The organism is Neobacillus sp. YX16 (genome assembly GCF_030123505.1).
In the GTDB taxonomy this organism is placed as follows: Bacteria; Bacillota; Bacilli; order Bacillales; family Cytobacillaceae; genus Neobacillus.
Genome location: NZ_CP126115.1, coordinates 5,297,091 through 5,316,436, shown reverse-complemented (window position 1 = coordinate 5,316,436; position 19,346 = coordinate 5,297,091). Strand labels below are relative to the sequence as shown.

Below are 19,346 nucleotides of genomic sequence, written 5' to 3'. Positions count from 1 at the left end.
CAGTTTTTTTGTTGCCAAATAACGATAGGGGGAATTTTTTGATGTCTAATTTTTGTGGTACGAGTGAAATTACAGGGGCACGTTTTTCGATTTATCCAATGTCTGATAGGTTTGTAGATATTATTCTATCAGCATTAGAGGAAGTGGATACTTCAAAGGTTTGGATGGAGTCGGACGATGTGAGTACATGTGTAAGAGGCAGGTCCGAGCATGTTTTTGATGTAGTGAAAGCTATTTTCCTAGAATCATCAAAAAACGGTGATCATGTTGTGCTGCAAGCTACCTTTTCAAATGGCTGTCCGGGAGATTCTGCCGGCGATGTTTATCTATCCGAAAACTCAGATCGACTAAATGAGGAAAAATCGCTGCAGATTCAGCAAGAGGTTGCTGTTCAATTTGCGCTATACCCAATGGGTATTCCAACCTATATGAATGTAATTGTGGACCAGTGTAAACTTGCTCAAGAACAGGGAACTTTTACAAAAGGTGTTCACTATGCCTCAAGGCTTGATGGCGATGCGAACAAGGTGTTTAAAACGTTAGAGGATGCCTTCCAAGGTGCGCACGACAGCGATTCTACACATATTGTAATGACTGTTGTGATGTCTGCGAACAGTCCTTCAAAAAAGGGGGATAAATAAATGCTCGCAAAATGGAAACTCCGTGAGGTTATTGTTTTATCCGTACTAGCCGTTGTTTTTGCTGTCGTCTATCTGTTGTTCCTTCAACTCGGTAATGTTCTTTTCGGTCTATTTGGTTTGATTGGCTATGATATTATTTTTGGAATTTGGTTTATTGTTTCGATTATTGCTGCTTATATTATCCGCAAGCCGGGTGCTGCTTTTCTTTCAGAAACTGTGGCTGCGACGGTGGAGGTTATGCTTGGAAACGCGGTTGGACCACAGTTGATCATCTCCGGTATGATCCAAGGTTTAGGTGCGGAAGCAGTTTTTGCTGCAACGAAATGGAAAAATTATTCGACCTGGGTATTGATGGCAGCAGGGATGGGTTCATCCGTATTTAGCTTTGCTTGGGGCTTTTATGTCTCAGGATTTGCCGCTCTGTCGCCAGGCTATGTGACTGCAATGTTCTTTGTCCGCCTTGTGAGTGGAGCATTGCTCGCTGGTTTACTTGGTAAGTATTTAAGTGAAGGCCTTGCAAAAACAGGAGCCTTAAACAGTTTTCCATTAGGAAAGGAACACAAGCGCAATGTCACCGTTTGAACCTCAGATTAAGGCGGACGGGCTGGGATTCAGCTATGAAGAGGTCGATATTTTTACAGACTTAACCTTTTCGATTGAAAGAAATCAATCACTGTTACTTCTAGGCCCAAGCGGTTCGGGGAAAAGTACGCTTGCTTTCTGTCTCAACAAGTTATATCCAGAAGCGGTGGACGGGGTATTGAAGGGGGACCTCTCGTTTGAGGGAAAGAAGCTTGATGATTTTAAACCCGGTGAGCTCAACCAAAAAATAGGGATTGTCTTTCAAGATCCAGAAAGCCAATTCTGTATGCTGACGGTTGAGGAGGAAGTAGCGTTTGGCTTGGAGAATTTCCATGTCCCACGGACTGAGATGGAAGCAAAGATTGATCGTGCATTAGAATTGGTGGGCCTGCAGGCTGAAAAAAAGAGTACCATTCATACCCTATCTGGAGGGCAAAAGCAGAAGCTGGCGATTGCTTGTGTCTTGGTTCTCCAGCCTGAGGTTATCATTCTTGATGAACCGACGGCTAACCTAGATCCGCTGTCAAGCTCAGACCTGGTAGATACCATCTCTCGTTTAAAGAAAGAGCGCTCGTTTACGCTGATCGTCGTTGAACATAAGCTTGACGATTGGGTGGAGCTGATTGACCGCTGCCTTGTCCTAGATTCTAGCGCGACGATCCTTTTCGATGGCACGCCTGAACAATGTTTTGGAGAATTTGCTCCTTTTTTAAAAAAGGAAGGCATTTGGCTGCCAAAGGTAGTAGAGGCAGCCATAACAGCAAAGAATGCTGGTGTGTATAAAGGGGAGCAACTTCCGCTCCGAAATCATGAATTACTGTCAGGGCTGAAGGATCCAGATGCTTTTTTAAAAAAAGAAATCAAAACCAGTTCCAAAAGCGAACCCATCCTCGAAGTCAGTGGTCTTTCTGCTCGCGGACACTTGAAAAATATTAGTCTGACGATTCATAAAGGAGAACTGACTGCACTGGTTGGTGCCAATGGTTCGGGGAAAACGACGTTATCAAAATGTTTGGCTGGACTGATTCCACTTACCCAAGGGGAGATTCATTTTCTCGGCGTCCCACTTTCTAAGTGGAAGGAGAAGGATTTATTTCAGCTTCTGGGATACGTTTTTCAAAATCCTGAGCATCAGTTTATCACTGACAGTGTTTATGAGGAAATTGCCTTCGGGTTGGAGCATCGGGCATCTGCTCTTGCCATCCTTGAAAAAATAGGGCTGGAAAAACACGCAAATGCCCATCCTTTTTCCCTTAGTCAGGGGCAGAAGCGGCGACTGAGTGTGGCAACCATGCTCGTTCATGAACAAGAGCTGCTTATCCTGGATGAACCGACATTTGGGCAGGATGCTAACACCGCATATGAAATCATGAGGGTCCTTGATGAAAAGAATGGCGCCGTTTTTATGATCACCCATGATATGGAGCTGGTTGACCAATATGCTGATACCGTACATGTATTAGATGATGGAGAGCTGATTTTTTCTGGAACACCTGAAAGCTTGTGGGAAAACACAGAAGTCGTAGATCGAGCTAGGCTAAAGCTGCCTTTTAGAAAACAGCTGCAAAATGAAATCGTAAGGAGAGAGATTCATGTTGCTACATGAGGTGAATCCGAGTATAAAAGCATTTGCTATCGTCATTTCTATCTTGATATTATCAGTGTTTTTCGATCCGATTACACCGCTTGTGACTATCCTCTGGTCAATTACGGTCACCTTTATATTCGGCCGCGTTTCTTTAAAAAAATGGCTGTTGTTACTCGCTCCGTTTTTATTTATCGCGTTCATATATGTATGGACAACAATGCTGTTCCCACGGCTGCAGGCAGGCGATTCGGTGATTTGGCAATGGGGGTTCGTGACGTTGACAGCAGAAGGCTTTCAGAGAGGAGCATCACTTGGTTTACGAGTGTTAAGCTTTGCCACGTTATCCATTATGTTTACGTTAACGACAAAGCCAACCGACTTTCTGCTTAGCCTAATGCAGCAGTGTAAACTTCCGCCAAAGCTCGCCTATGGAATCATGGCCGGATACCGCTTCCTGCCGTTAATCAAGGAGGAGTTTCAGACCCTGCAAAATGCGCAACGAGTCAGGGGCGTAGCACGGGCACGAACCCTACCTGAAAAAGTAAAGCAGTTGAAACGATACGTCATTCCACTTCTTGCCGGTGCAATACGTAAAGCAGAGAGAACCGCACTCGCGATGGAATCAAAAGGCTTCACTGGAGAAAAAAATCGAATATTCTACCGTGAAATTACGGTATCGCGTATCGATTGGCTCTTTTTCATTCTCATGATTGGTGCGGTCTGTCTCAGTGCTTTTATTTCTTGGAAACTAGGATATTTACAGTTTTATAATGGTGAACTGTAAATACGAAGCATTATGATTGCAAAAGAAAACAGGCTGAATGAGTCAGCCTGTTTTCTATTTGATGATCTCAATATTTAAAGCCGTGCCTTGTAAGGGATAGGACTCTCGAACTTTTCCATCCGTCCAAACCGTAACACTTTGACCTTTTTCGAAGTCTCGGCCATCGGTTAAATCAGGCAGTGAGAGCCAGATTAATCCCAATTTTTCATCTTCAACTAAAATACTGCTACTCTCAACTTCCATTACCGTTCCTTTAATATCATATTCACCTTTAACATTGCAGCCTGTTAGTAAGAGGAAAAATAAAATGAACGAAATGATTAGATATTTTTTCATTTAGCCCTACCTCCTTAGTGTGGAGTCGAACTATTCACCACCGAGCTGTTGAATTTGGTCAATGATGCTGGTGATATCTTGAACGGATTGAAACAGCTCAGTATTTTCAAGTATAGCAGGATCAAGAAGTCCATCTTTAAAATTGGTCAAGTATGTTTCAATTTCAGCTACAATGACGCTGTTTTGCTCGATAATTTGCTGATGAAGCTCAGCCGCAATATCGGGTGCTTGAATTTCACTAAAGGCTTGAGCGGTTTCCTGCATTTGCTGAAGCATGGTCTGGAGATCCTCAGCTGCCTGAATGTCACTAACCGCTTGCTTCGCAAGAGCAGGAGCATCACTTGCAAAATCAGTCGCTGCAGACAAATAATCAGTTGCTTCATTAATATAAGTAATCGTATCCTGTGCATCATTAAGGAAAGAACATCCCCCAAGTAAAAATAACATGCTCGCAGACAATACAATCAATAGTCTCTTCAAAATAAAACCTCCGTTTTGTTTTTGGCAAATCTGGAGTACTCAGTTCTATTCAAGAATATCATAACCTTCTGGTGCCTGTCACCACTCGTGGACACTGTCCACCTGGAGCGGACAGTCATAAAGTTTTTGTTTGGGTGGTTTTGAGGGAGGAATTTGGAGGATGGTGTCGAATGGTATAATTTAATGTAATCTATTCTCTCCGCTTTTCAACTCACCAATTTTTCATCAATCAAAATCCAATTAATTAGGAGTGACCGCTATGGGTCGAAAACGCCGCGCTTGGTTTCCAGGTGCAAAGTATCATATTGCATGTAGAGGAAATCGGAAATCTACGCTTTTTTATGATGACGAAGATCGAATAAAGTATCTTAGCTTTTTAAAAGAAACAATGGTTCGTTTTCCATTTACGCTCCACACCTACTGTTTAATGACCAATCACACACACCTCCAGATTCAAACTTCAGACACTTCTCCAACTATTCTTATGAGCCACCTCAATACAAAATACGCCAAATATTTCAATAAAAAGTACAACTACAGCGGCCACGTATTTGAAAAGCGGTATGGAGCCGAATTATTAGATTCCCTTGATTATGAATTCGATGTTAGCAAGTATATTCATCTGAATCCGCTAAAGGCGGGTCTAGTAGATGAGTTAGAGGACTATCCTTGGAGCAGTTACAACACTTATGTTTATGGCGAACTTAGTCACCTTGTTGACACCAAACATCTGCTTTCCTATTTTCCTTCTCCTGCGTCCAAGCGTTATGAGGAATACATAAAAACCCCACTAGCGGATTTATTTTTACTCGACAATGGTAAAGTTCTGATGATTTCTAGAAAAGAGGAAAATCCATGTGTGCAAAAGTAACGAGTATTGGATTAAAAGGGATGGAGGGTTATCGTTTACATGTTGATGTAAAAACGTTGTAGGAAATATTCTATATGAACTGTTGGTGCGGACACTCGAAAATAAAAAGGTCACTGCCAGGATTTTTTCTGGCAGTGACTCAATCTGTTTCTATTGACCATTCACTTATGCTTGTTGTAAGGCACTTTGTTCATAGGTTATTACTCTATTCAGAAGGTGAGCCATTTTTTCCAAATCTGAGGTTGCATAGTGGTCAATACAGGCAATCTGAATCCAGTTTCTTCGCTGTAGATAATCACTTTCGTAGTGCAGCTGGTAGCCGTGGTTGTATAGAATATCTCCAACAACAACGGAAGAAATGGAACTTGGTATCTCAATCGTGAGAATAATCGGTGAGCTGTTCTCTTCACTGATGATGGTAAAGCCAAATTGTTTAAGCAGATTGTTTAAGAAAGAGTGTGTTGCCACCACTTTTTCAAAGGTTTCGATCTTAATATCTTCTAATGCTGCCAGTAGTGCCTCTAGGAGGTTAGATGACTGCGAAAACGGGATGCTTTTCTTTGCCATGTAGGTTCCTAAATCGAGATATTTCGGAAGTGTTAATGATGGCTGAACCTCATGGTGGTGGAAAACGAACGAAAGGCCTGTCAGAGCGCGGATGGCCTTTCCACTAACACCTGTTGCCAAAAATACTCCCTCTAAGTCTACTTCCATTGCCCCTAAAGAGCTAATGCAATCCAGGCAAAGCTTGAGTTCATTTTGTTTCGATATTTCCTTCAACAAACCCAAATCGTTGAGCATACCAGAGGAAGTTTCACTGTGAACCGCCCAAATCCAACTCGTATCCTCTGATAATTCAGCAATAATTTCCTCACGCGTGAAAGCCTGTCCCCAATCCTTTTGAAGTACATCGAACTTCAGTCCCAATCTACTAGCCTGTTCTACTAAACGGCTGCCAAATTCTCCATTAGCTAAAATTAGCCCCCGTCCAGTTTCTAAGGAAAGCTGTCCTGCAACAACATCATTGGCAAGTGTTCCAGAGCCTAGGAAAATATGAACATATTTACTATTAACCAAACGACCAAGAATATTCTTTGCTTTTTCAAGCTTTTCTTTATACAGGTCCGACCGATGAGAAATCGGGGTTTTGCTTAAGGCTGCCATTACGTTATTCGAGATTTGAACCGGTCCTGGCAAAAAGGGAATGGTCGGTGGTAAGATTCTGCCTGCTATCGACTCATCAAACGTTTTCTTCGTCAAGTACATAGGCTGAAAGAGTGCTTCATCACTCCCCGTTAATTGAGCAAAAGGCTGGAATCCTAATTGACCGTAAAGCTTTAATTGGCGGACTGTTCCGGAGATAAAAGCAATATCGTACCCTTTTTTTAGGCAATATTTTATTAGAAACTGCGCGAGCCCTAAAAATACCCGTCCATTTCGATATTCTTTTTTGACAGATAATAGTCTAACTTCGCACGGAGAGTTAACTGGAAATGACAATGATTGCTCAACGGGACCGATTTTTCGATCAAGTGAAAATGGCCGATTATCGCGAATCGCAGCCATACCAATCACTTCGTTTTCTTTAATACAAATGATATATGTATTTTCAGCATGGAATGCATCCACTAACTTTTGTTCCTCATTTTTTTTGTGCTGTGGAATTTCTTCTGAAAAGGTTTGATAGTTTAAGCGATGAATTTGTTCGAATTCATCAGGAGTGGTGGCAATTTTGAAAAAGAATTCGTGCTTACTCATTAGGTTTCAGCCTTTCCTTGAGATTTTCTGCATGTGCTGCGTAAAGCATAGCGATAATACCTAATGCTATCAGGCAACTTAGCCAATCATTATTTTTTATAAAAAGTATCACTGGGATAAAAAGAAAAGTCGCTAATCCTGCTAAAGTGAAGCTTTTCAAAAAAGGATAAAGGACGCAAAAACCCAGGATAATTACTGGAACAAGTAGCGGTTCAAAGGTAATAATTCCACCAATAAAGGTAGAAATTCCTTTTCCACCCTTAAATTTCAGGGTAACCGGCTTGATATGCCCCAAAATGGCCAGGGCAAGCCCTATTAATTGAATAGTTTCAGAGAATTGCAAGTAACGGGCAGCTAAGATAACTAGGACACCTTTAAGTGCATCCCCGAGAAAAATCAGTACAAAAGCCGTTTTGCCATGAAGGCGGCCGGCGTTTCTTGCACCGACATTACCGCTCCCTTGAACACGAATATCCTTCCGATAAATGATTTTCGTTATAAGAAAGCCAAACATGATACTACCTATAAAATAGGAAAGAATAAGGTATAACCAAATCATTCGAAACACAACCTTTGTGGGTTCTGGCTATAGGAAAAAATGAATTTATTACCATTATAATATGATTCTTACATTATTCACATATACTTTGTGAAAACAACCTTTAAAAAGCAAAAGAATGATCTACACCAAGCATTAAGAGGGAGTTCTACCTATGAGTTAAATTAAAAACATCCTCCAGTTGAGGATGTTTTTCTATTAGTCACCACCGCCGCCCCCGCCCGAGTCGCCGCCCCCGGAGTCGCTGTCTGAGCTGTAGGCATGATCGTTGCTATAGTCGTTGTCGTAATGATGATAGTTGTGGCTTTTGCTATTACTTCGGTTAGGGAAAACTAAAAAAGCTAATATGATCGATAAAACCCCAAAAAATACTTGATCAGTAAAAATTAAAAATACCCCAAAAATAAAAATGAGGAAACCAACCAATCGTAATATCCCTCTCAGAAGACATTCCTCCCCTAAAGTTAACATTTATTAATAGATATTAACTCCTATTGCTTTTTATACGTTTAATCCATATTTGTAACTAAAATAAAACACCAAGGGTTTCCCTTGGTGCCTGTCACCATTTATTCATTTCCCTTCATTTATACAAACATTTATACATATACTTATACATACATTTATACAGACGACTTTTAACTATCATTTTCTTCATCTTTTTTCTGCTGTTTCTTTTGCTGTTCTTGGAGTGCAAGTATGATATCTTGGACGTCAATTATTCCATCGTTGTTTAGGTCCTGAATGGTGTTTTCCGGTACTTGTGGCGGTGGTGCCGCTGGTGGTGTCTGCGGTGCTGCTGCTACAGCAGGTGCAGGTCTATTTTTCGGTTTAAAGGCAAAGGTGAATACTAAGAGCAGAATTATTAGTAAGGCGGCAAAACCATCTGCGATATAGAAGATGGTTTTATAATCTGACCATAAAGTTTTGCTGTCACCAGCTCGTTGTTCGGAATTCGTGATGAACTTTTTGATTTCGGAATGGTTTGGATAGAGTCTTTGGACTGCTTCAAATTTTTCTAGAGCATTATCATAATAGCCACCCCAATAAAGCTCCAGCCCTTCCTTATAAAGTTTATCTGTGCTACTTGATGTATTCTTTGCTCCTGCTTGGTTTGTAAATTCTTTTACAGTATTAACTGGCACTGAAAAGTTGAAGCCTTGAACCTCTTGACCATTTACGGTATCGCCTCTAAAGGTTAGTAAGCCAATGATTTCTCCTTTTTCATTGATTATTGGTCCGCCGCTATTCCCATGTGTAGCAGCTGCATTAATTTGAATAACCGGGCTTCCTTGCTCCGTTTTCTTATCAGTAGCAGAAATTTGACCAGCATTCATTGAAGATACGAGAGAGGAATCAGGTGATAGCAGATCAGAATCGGCTGCAGCTGGGTAGCCGCTTACCCAAATGTTATCCTGGTTTTGGATATTATCAGAATTTCCAAGCTTTAAGGTAGGAAGGTTTTTCCCTTCAATCTTAAGTACCGCTACATCTTTCCCTTCATTAACAGGTGCACCATAGCTTTTTACTTCCCCATCAAGTGTGTCTCCACCTGGTAAAATAACCTTAATGACATTTTGAATCCCAGTGTATTGCGTGTAAGTCAACATATATTCATACGCTGTTTCATAATCTACCTGAAAATAATCTGCCATAATCGTAACAAGCTGATCAAATGCAGCATTGGCAATATCTTCGTCTTCCATCTGAGCGGATTCTACAACATGTGCATTCGTGACAATATACCCATCAGAGCTAATTATTGCACCTGAACCAGAGCCCCCAACAACAGACTGGTAGTTTAATTGACTTAGTATGGCCTCTACCTCGGGGTCATTTGGATTGTTAAACTGCCAACTAACAACAGAATAACCTAGAATCCGAACAACCGCTGGCTTCGTGTATTCCGCTAGCTTTTGAGCTTGAGAAATATTCGAAGAGCTTGGCTTAATACCCATTAGAACAAAGGAAGTAACCATTACCCCAATGAGTATCAAACAAAGCGGTATTGTAAAAAGGGCCCTTTTCATCAATAAATTCACCCTCCTCCATAAATTTTGGGAATTTCCATCTAATATATGCCCCTAATGTAACCATGAAACTTTGTACTAAAAATTAAATAATCCCGGTGCCACCCCGGTGCCTGTCACCGCTCGTGGACACTTTCCACCTAGGGTGGACACTTTCTTGAATTGGACAGTAAAAAAGCCAGCAATTTGCTGGCTTTTGAGCATTCTATTTGTTTAGATGAATAGTAAGAGGCTAAGTGCCATGACGGCCATACCTGCTATGAGCCCATAGATTGATAGATGGGTTTCATCATATCTTTTTGCAGCAGGTAATAATTCATCGAGGGAGATGAACACCATGATCCCCGCAACCGCAGCGAAGATAATTCCGAACATAACATCATTTAGGAAAGGCATTAAGAATAGATAGGCAACTATTGCACCAATTGGTTCTGATAAGCCCGACAAGAATGATAGTTTGAAAGCCTTTTTCTTATCACCTGTCGCAAAATAAACAGGAACCGAAACAGCAATGCCCTCTGGGATGTTATGGATCGCTATCGCAACCGCGATGGCAATACCAAGAGCTGGGTCCTGTAAAGCCGAAGTAAAGGTAGCAATTCCTTCCGGAAAGTTGTGAATACCAATGGCAAGTGCCGTAAATGTCCCCATTTTTAATAGGTCAGGCTTTTTACCGTCATTTATGTTAGGTTGATTCATATCTTCTACTGTTTTCAATTCATGCGGGTTTGATTGCTTTGGAATAAATTTGTCAATAGCAGCAATCAATAGCATGCCTCCGAAAAATCCACCAACCGTTAACCAGTTCCCCGGAACAACACCCATTGCATCGACAAGAGCTACCTTTGCTTTTACAAAAATCTCTACCATGGATACATAGATCATGACACCAGCAGAAAATCCAAGGGTAACAGATAGAAATTTCGTATTTGTATGAGATGTAAAAAATGCGAGCAGACTTCCTATACCTGTTGCAAGGCCTGCAAATAATGTCAGTCCAAACGCAAATAGCAGATTTTCCGTCATAGTCTCTTCTCCCTTTATTATAATATGTTTCTTTATTTGAAGGTTTTGAATAATATTATATATGCGCAAACCCAGAAATGTTTCCTTTGAGAAACATTTTACACCTGCTGAAACAAAAAAACAGTAAAAATATCTTAATAATATAAAAAAAGCGTGGGGTCCATGTATATTACATATGGACCCTACGCTTTATCTTTTATAATAGATCAATATCCTTGGCCGAAACCGCCGCCATAACCACCCATTCCAGGACCATATCCAGGGTAACCTCCTGGATATCCGTATCCAGCGCCGTATCCTTGACCATAACTAGGACCATAACCACCACCAAGACTTGAACCTAAATAACCTAATCCAAGACCAAGCAGTCCAGCACCTACATTACCTAGATTAAAGCCACCACCGTGGTGCCCGCCACCATGATGCCCGCCGCCGTGGTGTCCGCCACCGTGTTGTCCGCCGCCATGATGCCCGCCGCCGTGGTGTCCACCACCGTGATGCCCGCCGCCGTGATGCCCGCCGCCGTGATGCCCGCCGCCGTGATGCCCACCGCCGTGGTGTCCACCGCCGTGATGCCCGCCACCATGTTGGCCTCCTTGTTGTCCATAACGATAATCAAAGGGCATTCCAAATGATTGATACATTTGTTCATCGCGCTCCTCTATCTATATATTTGAAATATTTTCAAGTGTTACCTTCATAACCTATGTGTATCTGGGTAATCCTCTTGGACTAAAGCCTAGATAACAATAAACAGCAGAAAAGAGGAGGCAGACTGTCAGTCTGAGGGGTGGAAGTGTCCACCCTAGGTGGACAGTGTCCACGAGCGGTGCCTGTCACCGTCAATGTCACCGTCAACTGTGTCACCGTCATCCAAAAATACGTCTTAGGTCTTAGGCTTGTTTACGTTTGTGGTCTATGGAAAGCAGGATTATTATGGTGTATTGTTGAAGTAATGAAGGAAGTCTTGCCTTTGTAGGTATTTTGTTTTGTTGAAACATTTTTGTTGGTCATTCGTATGAATATAAAGGATTTTTTAGTCAGGAGTCGATTATGATGAACCGATTTTTAACGTTTTTAGTCCAAAGTGTTGTGACTGTTCCATCTGCCGTCACGGTATGGTTTTTAAGCTATTTTGCATTCGATTTAACATTCTTGATTTCGTCCGCCATTTCATTAGCAGGTGGAGTCATCGTTTACAAAATTACATCCGGGGTCATGACATCCCGCTTTTTAAAAAAACAACAGCTCACAAGAAAAGAATATCGTTATATAAAGAAAAACCTAGATGAAGCCAAACAAAAAATTAATCGCTTAAATAAATCTCTCTTTTCTATTCGTGATCTATCGACTTTAAAGCAGAGACTAGAGGTTCTCCGGATTACTCGGAAAATACAAAGCATGACGCATGCAGAACCTAAGCGCTTTTATAAAGCGGAAAAATTTTACTTTTCCCATTTAGATTCTGTTGTCGAGCTTACAGAGAAATATCGATTTTTAGCGCAGCAGCCTAAGAAAAGTCACGAGATTGATGTTTCTTTATACGAGACACGCCAAACCTTAACCGACCTAACTAAGGCATTAGAAGAGGATCTCTATCATGTGGTGGAAGATGATTTAGATTCCTTGAATTTTGAAATTGATGTTGCCAAGCATTCCATAAAAAAACTCAATGATCCTAAAATCATAGATGAAAGCAGGAGGCTAAAATGAGCGAAAATAACTCACACCAATTAAATAAAACAGGGAATTTATTAGATGACATCCTAGCCAACCCGTTTGGTGAAAATCAAGAGCTAGCTCCGCAAACCCAGCAATCGCCACAGCTTCAAGAAGCAAAGCCTACTAAGCTGATTGATGTCATACCGGAAGAAAACCGTGCAAAAGCCTACCAGCTTGCTGAACAAATTGACCCGAAAAACCACCAGGCGATGATTACGTATGGTACCCAAGCACAAGGGAAGCTTTTAAGCTTTTCACATACGATGCTTGAGCATGTACAGAAAAAGGATATTGGCGAGGTTGGCGAAATCATAAGTGATTTGATGAAGCGCCTTGATGAGGTCAATCCGGATGAATTAAAGGATGGGAAGCCATCCTTTTTCGGACGTATGTTTGGGAAAATCTCAAATTCTCTTCAAGAGGTATTGTCCAAATATCAAAAGACAGGTGCACAAATTGACAGGATTAGTGTGAAACTAGACCGGAGTAAGAACGTGCTTTTATCGGATATTAAATTGCTCGAACAGCTTTATGAAACAAATAAAGAATATTTCCATGCTCTAAACGTGTATATTGCAGCGGGAGAAATTAAGCTTGAAGAGCTCAATCAAAAAACAATCCCAGCAATGAAAAGGGAAGCGGAAGCAACAAGTGATCAAATGAAATTCCAAGAAGTGAACGATATGATTCAGTTTGCAGACCGCTTGGATAAACGCCTATACGATTTGAAATTGAGCCGTGAGATTACCATCCAGAGTGCTCCGCAAATCCGTCTGATTCAAAACACGAACCAAGCGCTTGTCGAAAAAATACAATCGTCCATCATGACGGCCATTCCGCTTTGGAAAAATCAAGTTGCGATTGCGCTAACCCTCATTCGTCAGCGCCATGCAGTAGAGGCGCAGAAAAAGGTCTCACAGACCACAAATGAATTGCTTTTGAAAAACGCAGAAATGCTTAAAACGAATACGATTGAGACAGCGAAAGAAAATGAGCGTGGTCTCGTTGATATCGAGACCCTTAAAAAGACTCAGGAAAGTTTAATCACCACGCTTGAAGAAACGATGCGAATCCAAGAAGAAGGGCGTCACAAACGCCGCCTGGCTGAACAAGAACTGGCCAATATGGAAAATGACTTAAGATTAAAACTCTTAGAAATCAAAGGTAAATAAAGAAGCGTCAAGTTCCAATAATGGAGCTTGACGCTTTTTGTTATATAGAAGTTGTCAAGGTTGTTCGTTTTGTAAAAAAAATAGGAATAGCGGCCTATTGGGAAAATTGGGAACGGAATCAAAGTAGGACCTAAGACTCTTTTTTATAATTTAGTTGTATCATATAGTTCTAATAAACACATAAATCGTACGAAACGGCAAAACTATTGAAAAATGGTGACGCAAAACTAAAGGGGCTAATGTTTTACGACGATGCCAGCCAGTTACCGAACACGATCCTCTGCGGTTTATGTAAATCAATAGAGGAGGTTTTCTTTGTGTTGTTGAAAAATGCATTATTATGGGGTAAATATTATTATCATGTATTTCAGTATCGGCATATGGAAATGATGCAGAATGATTGCTTATGCGATGAACTTAAGTGCGAGCTCAAGGTGAAGTCATTGTATCATAATAGTAAAGCAATTGAATTAGGAGCAAGAATATAGAACAAAGCCTGGGGGTTCCAGGCTTTTTACTTTGGGGATAAGTTGTGGATAGAGTATAGATAAATGTTAGTAAATAATCAACAACTGTGAATAAGTATGTTCATAATGTGGATAATCATATAATCCTTGTGGATATTCACAAAATGACTGCAAAAGTACATCTAATGCTGTGGATAAGTTCCTTGGGGATTTGCTATTTTCAAAACCTATGTTGATAAGTTCTAGATTTAAAGTTTCATATAAAAAAGCATCGGAGTAATTTCCGATGCTTTTTATCAGTCAGTTTAGTGTGACATGGTTTGGCTTCCATCATCCGTTCCGTCTTTTGTTACTTTCAAAATTCCAACGGCGCCCTTGGTTACATGGTTAAACTGATGTGTCACAATGGGATAACTGCCTTCTTTTGTGACGGTGAATTCAACAACCGCCCCGCCGCTTGCCGGCAGCATGACAGTTTGCAACCCTTTCATGAGGTTAAATGGATTACCATCGATATAAACATTGTCAAATACGGTTCCGACCACATGAAAACTGCTGACTTCATTTGGCCCCACATTGTTAATGTAAATTCTAACTTTGTCGCCAACCTTCGCAAGGAGCGGAGTATCGACTAGGGCGCCAACGGTACCGTTTGTATTCAAATCGCCTTCCTTTAAGGCTTTAGCCGAGAAGACCACATTACTAGGAACTCCATTTGTAAAATCCTCTAAGTCGTTGTATTTATACCATTCATTTTGAACGATGACAAATTCACGGTCAATTTCAGAATCAGTCGGGTAGCCGTCTTTAGGCTTAACAATAATGGTTCCGTGCATTCCATTGGCGATATGGGCTAAGACTGGTTTTGTACCACAGTGGTACATGAAAACTCCAGGATTGTTCGCTGGATAGGTAAAGCTGCCAGATTCATTTGGCATAATATCGATAAAATCCTGTGATGGGGAGGCATGTACAGCATGAAAGTCCATGCTGTGAGGTATGGACGGATCCATATTTTTTAATGTAAAGTTAATGGTATCGCCTTCATTCACAACAATGACTGGTCCTGGGGCTTCACCATTAAATGTCCATGCTTTGTACAGATTGCCTTTGGTAATTTCGATATCGGTAATTTGTGCGGTCATGTCAATATTGACTTCGTGTTCACCGACTCGTTCTATGTTGACGGGAATTGGCTTTTGATTGAGATTTTTGTGAGGTTCAATGACTTGTGAGGCAGTATTAGCTTTTGCTACTTTTGCAGACTGTGTATCAAGGGAAACTTTAGCAGAATTACAAGCACTTAAAACCATTACAGAGGTGACAATAACACTTGCAAACTTCAAGAAATTTCTCATTTGATTCTACCCCTTTAAATTAAAATTGTTTACACTTACATTGTAAATTTTGTAAAAAACACCCTAGTGATTTGAATCACTCATTTGTCGGAATTGTTTGAACACTTTGTGAAATGTTGAACAATTAATAATGTAAATAAGTTAATTAAGTAAAATAAGTAACTAATACAAATTCTTTGGTAAAACTCGTTTATATGAAGGAGGAATAAAGGATGTTAATTGAATTTATTGCAGTAACTGTAGAGGACGCGAAACTAATTGAAAGATCAGGTGCAGACAGAATTGAATTGGTTTCAGGTTTAACCGAGGGAGGCATAACACCCAGCTATGGACTAATCGAAAAAGTGGTTAATAGTGTTTCCATTCCAGTTAATGTTATGGTTAGACCGCATGGTCAATCGTTTTGTTATACAGAAGATGATATTGCAATTATGAAAAATGATATACGTGTTATTCGAAACTTAGGGGCAAATGGTGTGGTGTTAGGAATGCTGGATGGAGAAGGGAATATTGACTTCGATCAGCTTGAAGAGCTACTTACGGAAGTAGGAACCATGGAGGTAACTTTTCACCGCGCCATCGACAGTTCCAATAATATAGTCGAGAACGCAGAGAAATTAAATCAATATAAAGAAATTAAAACCATTTTAACCTCTGGAGGACATGGCGACTGGCAAACACGCTTGGATACCCTAAGAAAATTGAAAGAAATTTGTAAGGAAACGGAGATTCTAATTGGCAGCGGCCTGTCAAAAGATAATATCTCTGATGTACATACACAGGTAGGAACAAATTGTTATCACTTCGGTACAGCAGTAAGAATAGACCATAGCATTTTAAAAAGTGTTTCCCTAGAAAAAGCAGTAGAAATCGTTCATACATTGAAATAACTGGGCATATTAAAAATAAACCTACAACTGGAGGAAACAATGGAAAAAGAAAAAGAAAGAGACCAAACCAGCCAAGGACTCAATCAAATCTTCGAAATCATCAACGCCAAAGGTGACGAGGGAGAACTAAAGCAAATCCTCGAAGAAGATGAAGCAGAAGAGAAGGAAGGGAAATAGGGTCCCGAATTAGGGTGCCTGTCACCAAATGGTGAAACCATTTGGTGACAGGCACCGCTCGTGGACACTGTCCACCCCAGGCGGACAAAAGGGCCAAAAAAAGACCTCGAACTATGATAAAGTTTGAGGTCCTCTTTTTTGGTTAGTACATTTCACATAGTTCTTTGTAGTTGCAGCGGTCGCATTTTTTGATGGTGTTGGTTTTGGGGAATAGGTTAATGTTCAATGGCTGGTTTGCAATAATGTCTTCTAGGTATCGCTGCATTTGAACCACGCTCATTCCAAATAGTTCATGGACCTTTTCGAGGTCGGTTTCTGTTAATTGATAGGTTTTGTGTGTACCGGTTAACAGATATTCATTTCGGATGACAATCTCTTCAATGTTTTTCACCTTCAATACCCTTTTCAAATAAAGAGCATACAGGGCTAATTGGTGTCTGTCCTCGAAGGATTCTTTTCCGGTTTTCCAATCGACGATAATCCATTTTCCCTCTTTCATATCCCGATACAAAAAATCCATAACGATAAAAATCTTAACTCCATTGATAAACATAAACCGAAAACGTTCCGCTTCAACAAACTGCATTTCTTTCATTGCTCTTACATCCGTAAAGGTTTTGCTCGTCAAAAAGTTCCCCATCGAAACACTTAAGCGTTTCTGGATTTCATCCACTTTATCCCTAGGCAACTCGCCATTAAAGTAAATTTCATGGAGCATTTGAAAATGGTTCGGTCTCTCTCTCCATAAATCAGCCCGAAGCGTTGAATCCTTAAAGGCAGAATTCATCGTGCCACGCAATCGCTGAATTAATTCTGCTTCCGGCGGGATGAACCCTGTGTTTAAATAGTTTCCAATCACTGAAAGAATAAGGTCATGGACAGCACTTCCAAATAGTATCTCTAAGTTTGTCATTTTCTTAAAACGATAGGCATCTTTGGCAAGAATAGTAGAATCCCGCAGCCAGCCATTGTGACTGATATAATATTCAAAAGCGTACTTTCTCGGACATTCCATCAGTGCTTTGTGGCGTGACAGTGACCAAGAGAATTCAGGATATGGTTTTATTTCAAACATGGAGGCAACCCCTTTTTAAAGGTATCATTCATGATCCACCTAAATGTTTACTGGAAAATCCGATAAAGAGAGCATTCCCGTTCGAGGATTGCTCTCTTTATCGCAGCTTATTTCTTCTCAAATTGTTGATTGACGAATGAGTACGTTTCCGATTGTCCTTGGGCCCCAAGGAGTGTAAGTGTATTATCAACTAATTTCGCATCAGACATCCCATTTATGGCTAGGTCAGAACGCAGACCTATACTTCCATTTTCGGAAAGCGGGCTGTACACCCATGCAAACGACTCATAGGTTTGATTGAGTGCCATAATCACCACCTCAGGGGTGCCGCTTTTATCGAAATCATGCTCTGTATGGTAAAGGGAAAACCCTTCTTTTAAAACTCCTTTTTCATCAAAAGGTGAAGCCTCGGAATCAATCACCAACTCAAAAGGGGTTTCGATATTTTGCCCGCCCGTTAATACAAGGCTTTTTCCTCCAGTTGGATTTGCCTGCCCAAAGGTTATGGTCTGTTGTTCTCCATTTACAAGAAACACATATGGATTACCAGCGTCCCAGCGTTGAAACGGTTCTAACGAGGTTTTTTCACTCACTTCCACTTGATCCGATGTTGCAGGTTTGTTGGTTTTTGAAAAGGCCGTCTTTTCATTTTTGTCAAACAATATATCATTCCCAAGATAAATCCCGCTTCCCACTACAAGGGTGCTGAGAAGCACAATGGATACATGCATGCCATACCTTTTAACAAATTTAACGACTGGACTAGCGGTTTCATTTTGAACTTCTTTCACCAATCTGCTAAAGCTGACAGTTGATATCATTTGGAGCTCTTTTTTAGCACCTTTATTCTTCCAAATCGACCTTGGATGGGTTTTTAAATAGGCCTTCAATGCTCGGTGGTAATGATGATCGGGCTGAAGGTTTTTCGCACTCCATTTAATAAATGATAACATTCGCTCATCATCTGCATGTTTACTCAAATATCCAAAAAGCTGTGGATAATGATAACTCCCTTCTTCATTATCAAAAGCAGCGAGTATATGCTGGAAATACTTTTCCGAAACGTTACCCCGTAGAATATTTTTTAATATACCACGAAGTTCATCGCGGTTTGCAGGTGATAAACGCTGAAGGATTACTCCCACAGAAACGACAGGTTTGGTAAAAAGTTCATGAAGGACCTTCAATATCTGGTACTTACTGATGATTTTTTTATCCTTTAGTTCTATCTCAGTCAGCATTCCAGTTGAAAGGAGCGCAAAGGCATCTATGTCCTTGAGAGTCATATTCTGTAATTCAAGATCATCAACGAACGCAATTTCCGCGTAAACCATCATCATGTCTTTTATTTTTGAAAAATCAACTTCAAGGTTTGTTACTTTAAATGCTTGTACCGCACTAGCTGCTTTATATGGATCGATGGAATTGCCAACAGCATCTGCTGTCTTTTGGATTGCCAGTATCTGAAAATAACGGTTCTTACGTAAATAGGGTGCAGTTTCAAGCAGATCATTAATCACTGATAAAATGTCTTCAACCTGAGTGAGGTTGAATTTATTTTCAAGAATTAGCTTTAACAGATTACTGTAGTCCTGTTGTTGATCAATAAACTCCAGTACATAGTTGTAGATACTTTCATGGTCCTCAATCAATTTCCATAATGCATGAAAAACTGTTTGATTCTGGTAATGTTCGAGTGTGTTCAGAATAAAGGCAATACCTTCATCCTTAAGGGCATTCTGGTTAGATTCAAGCACAGCTTTAAAAGATTCAATTACATATTCCTTATTATTTTTCTCATAGAAATTACTCAATCCGACTATCTCCCTT

General features: G+C 40.5%; 21 protein-coding genes and 1 riboswitch. Of the genes, 10 read left to right on the top strand and 11 right to left on the bottom strand.

The window, feature by feature from the left end; translation table 11 throughout:
- Positions 1-38: 38 nt before the first annotated feature.
- Genes QNH48_RS26300 through QNH48_RS26285 form a run of 4 tightly spaced genes read left to right on the top strand, consistent with a single transcriptional unit; the run spans position 39 to position 3,595 of the window.
- Positions 39-641 (top strand): YkoF family thiamine/hydroxymethylpyrimidine-binding protein, encoded by a 603-nt coding sequence (locus QNH48_RS26300; protein WP_283952633.1) that lies wholly within the window; start codon positions 39-41, stop codon positions 639-641.
- Entirely contained in the window at positions 642-1,223 is a 582-nt protein-coding gene (locus QNH48_RS26295) for an ECF transporter S component (protein ID WP_283952632.1), read from the top strand. It abuts the gene before it with no gap.
- Positions 1,210-2,829 (top strand): ABC transporter ATP-binding protein, encoded by a 1,620-nt coding sequence (locus QNH48_RS26290; protein ID WP_283952631.1) that lies wholly within the window; start codon positions 1,210-1,212, stop codon positions 2,827-2,829. The genes QNH48_RS26295 and QNH48_RS26290 overlap by 14 nt, the downstream gene beginning before the upstream one ends.
- Positions 2,816-3,595: an energy-coupling factor transporter transmembrane component T family protein gene (locus tag QNH48_RS26285; RefSeq protein ID WP_283952630.1), complete on the top strand. Its 780-nt coding sequence runs from the start codon at positions 2,816-2,818 to the stop codon at positions 3,593-3,595. The genes QNH48_RS26290 and QNH48_RS26285 overlap by 14 nt, the downstream gene beginning before the upstream one ends.
- 54 nt (positions 3,596-3,649) lie before the next feature.
- Here the strand turns inward: QNH48_RS26285 and QNH48_RS26280 are convergent, their stop codons facing one another.
- Both QNH48_RS26280 and QNH48_RS26275 read right to left on the bottom strand, forming a co-directional pair.
- Positions 3,650-3,931: a DUF3221 domain-containing protein gene (locus tag QNH48_RS26280; RefSeq protein ID WP_283952629.1), complete on the bottom strand. Its 282-nt coding sequence runs from the start codon at positions 3,929-3,931 to the stop codon at positions 3,650-3,652.
- A 30-nt stretch (positions 3,932-3,961) separates the two neighbouring features.
- Positions 3,962-4,411, bottom strand: a complete 450-nt coding sequence (locus QNH48_RS26275) for a DUF6376 family protein (RefSeq protein WP_283952628.1) — start codon at positions 4,409-4,411, stop codon at positions 3,962-3,964.
- Positions 4,412-4,670: 259 nt separating this feature from the next.
- Between QNH48_RS26275 and QNH48_RS26270 the strand changes: the two genes are divergently transcribed.
- A complete protein-coding gene (locus tag QNH48_RS26270; protein WP_283952627.1) occupies positions 4,671-5,282 on the top strand; it encodes a transposase in 612 nt (203 codons plus the stop codon).
- Between the two features lie 165 nt (positions 5,283-5,447).
- Here the strand turns inward: QNH48_RS26270 and QNH48_RS26265 are convergent, their stop codons facing one another.
- From QNH48_RS26265 to QNH48_RS26240, 6 genes are all read right to left on the bottom strand, one after another.
- Positions 5,448-7,040, bottom strand: a complete 1,593-nt coding sequence (locus QNH48_RS26265; RefSeq protein ID WP_283952626.1) for an aminotransferase class V-fold PLP-dependent enzyme — start codon at positions 7,038-7,040, stop codon at positions 5,448-5,450.
- A complete protein-coding gene (locus tag QNH48_RS26260; RefSeq protein WP_283952625.1) occupies positions 7,033-7,599 on the bottom strand; it encodes a glycerol-3-phosphate acyltransferase in 567 nt (188 codons plus the stop codon). The genes QNH48_RS26265 and QNH48_RS26260 overlap by 8 nt, the downstream gene beginning before the upstream one ends.
- A 198-nt stretch (positions 7,600-7,797) precedes the next feature.
- On the bottom strand, positions 7,798-8,025 hold the full coding sequence (locus QNH48_RS26255; RefSeq protein WP_283952624.1) for a hypothetical protein: 228 nt from the start codon (positions 8,023-8,025) through the stop codon (positions 7,798-7,800).
- A gap of 212 nt (positions 8,026-8,237) precedes the next feature.
- The gene (locus QNH48_RS26250) at positions 8,238-9,629 is read right to left on the bottom strand and encodes a S1C family serine protease (protein WP_283955892.1); all 1,392 of its coding nucleotides are present in this window, start codon (positions 9,627-9,629) and stop codon (positions 8,238-8,240) included.
- Positions 9,630-9,842: 213 nt separating this feature from the next.
- The gene (zupT, locus tag QNH48_RS26245; protein WP_095246573.1) at positions 9,843-10,655 is read right to left on the bottom strand and encodes a zinc transporter ZupT; all 813 of its coding nucleotides are present in this window, start codon (positions 10,653-10,655) and stop codon (positions 9,843-9,845) included.
- A 206-nt stretch (positions 10,656-10,861) separates the two neighbouring features.
- Positions 10,862-11,299, bottom strand: coding sequence for a hypothetical protein (locus tag QNH48_RS26240; protein WP_283952623.1), 438 nt, complete (start codon positions 11,297-11,299; stop codon positions 10,862-10,864).
- A gap of 412 nt (positions 11,300-11,711) precedes the next feature.
- Here QNH48_RS26240 and QNH48_RS26235 point away from each other — a divergent pair, with 412 nt between their 5' ends.
- The 3 genes from QNH48_RS26235 (at position 11,712) to QNH48_RS26225 (ending at position 14,037) form a co-directional block, all read left to right on the top strand.
- Complete coding sequence (locus tag QNH48_RS26235; protein ID WP_095246575.1) at positions 11,712-12,368, top strand: 5-bromo-4-chloroindolyl phosphate hydrolysis family protein; 657 nt, start codon at positions 11,712-11,714, stop codon at positions 12,366-12,368.
- Positions 12,365-13,549: a toxic anion resistance protein gene (locus QNH48_RS26230; protein WP_095246576.1), complete on the top strand. Its 1,185-nt coding sequence runs from the start codon at positions 12,365-12,367 to the stop codon at positions 13,547-13,549. Before QNH48_RS26235 ends, QNH48_RS26230 begins: the two co-directional genes overlap by 4 nt.
- A gap of 186 nt (positions 13,550-13,735) precedes the next feature.
- Positions 13,736-13,820, top strand: a riboswitch (cyclic di-GMP riboswitch).
- A 46-nt stretch (positions 13,821-13,866) separates the two neighbouring features.
- Positions 13,867-14,037, top strand: coding sequence for a hypothetical protein (locus tag QNH48_RS26225; protein ID WP_283952622.1), 171 nt, complete (start codon positions 13,867-13,869; stop codon positions 14,035-14,037).
- A gap of 284 nt (positions 14,038-14,321) precedes the next feature.
- Here the strand turns inward: QNH48_RS26225 and QNH48_RS26220 are convergent, their stop codons facing one another.
- Entirely contained in the window at positions 14,322-15,374 is a 1,053-nt protein-coding gene (locus QNH48_RS26220; protein ID WP_283952621.1) for a multicopper oxidase domain-containing protein, read from the bottom strand.
- 212 nt (positions 15,375-15,586) lie between these two features.
- Between QNH48_RS26220 and QNH48_RS26215 the strand changes: the two genes are divergently transcribed.
- Both QNH48_RS26215 and QNH48_RS26210 read left to right on the top strand, forming a co-directional pair.
- Entirely contained in the window at positions 15,587-16,264 is a 678-nt protein-coding gene (locus tag QNH48_RS26215) for a copper homeostasis protein CutC (RefSeq protein WP_283952620.1), read from the top strand.
- A gap of 39 nt (positions 16,265-16,303) precedes the next feature.
- The gene (locus tag QNH48_RS26210) at positions 16,304-16,441 is read left to right on the top strand and encodes a hypothetical protein (RefSeq protein WP_165979091.1); all 138 of its coding nucleotides are present in this window, start codon (positions 16,304-16,306) and stop codon (positions 16,439-16,441) included.
- A 142-nt stretch (positions 16,442-16,583) separates the two neighbouring features.
- On the opposite strand, the gene QNH48_RS26205 is transcribed toward QNH48_RS26210, so the two are convergent.
- Positions 16,584-17,516 carry a RecB family exonuclease gene (locus tag QNH48_RS26205; protein WP_283952619.1) on the bottom strand — a complete coding sequence of 311 codons (933 nt, stop codon included), beginning with the start codon at positions 17,514-17,516 and terminating at the stop codon, positions 16,584-16,586.
- 107 nt (positions 17,517-17,623) lie between these two features.
- Entirely contained in the window at positions 17,624-19,330 is a 1,707-nt protein-coding gene (locus tag QNH48_RS26200) for a hypothetical protein (protein WP_283952618.1), read from the bottom strand.
- Positions 19,331-19,346: the final 16 nt, after the last annotated feature.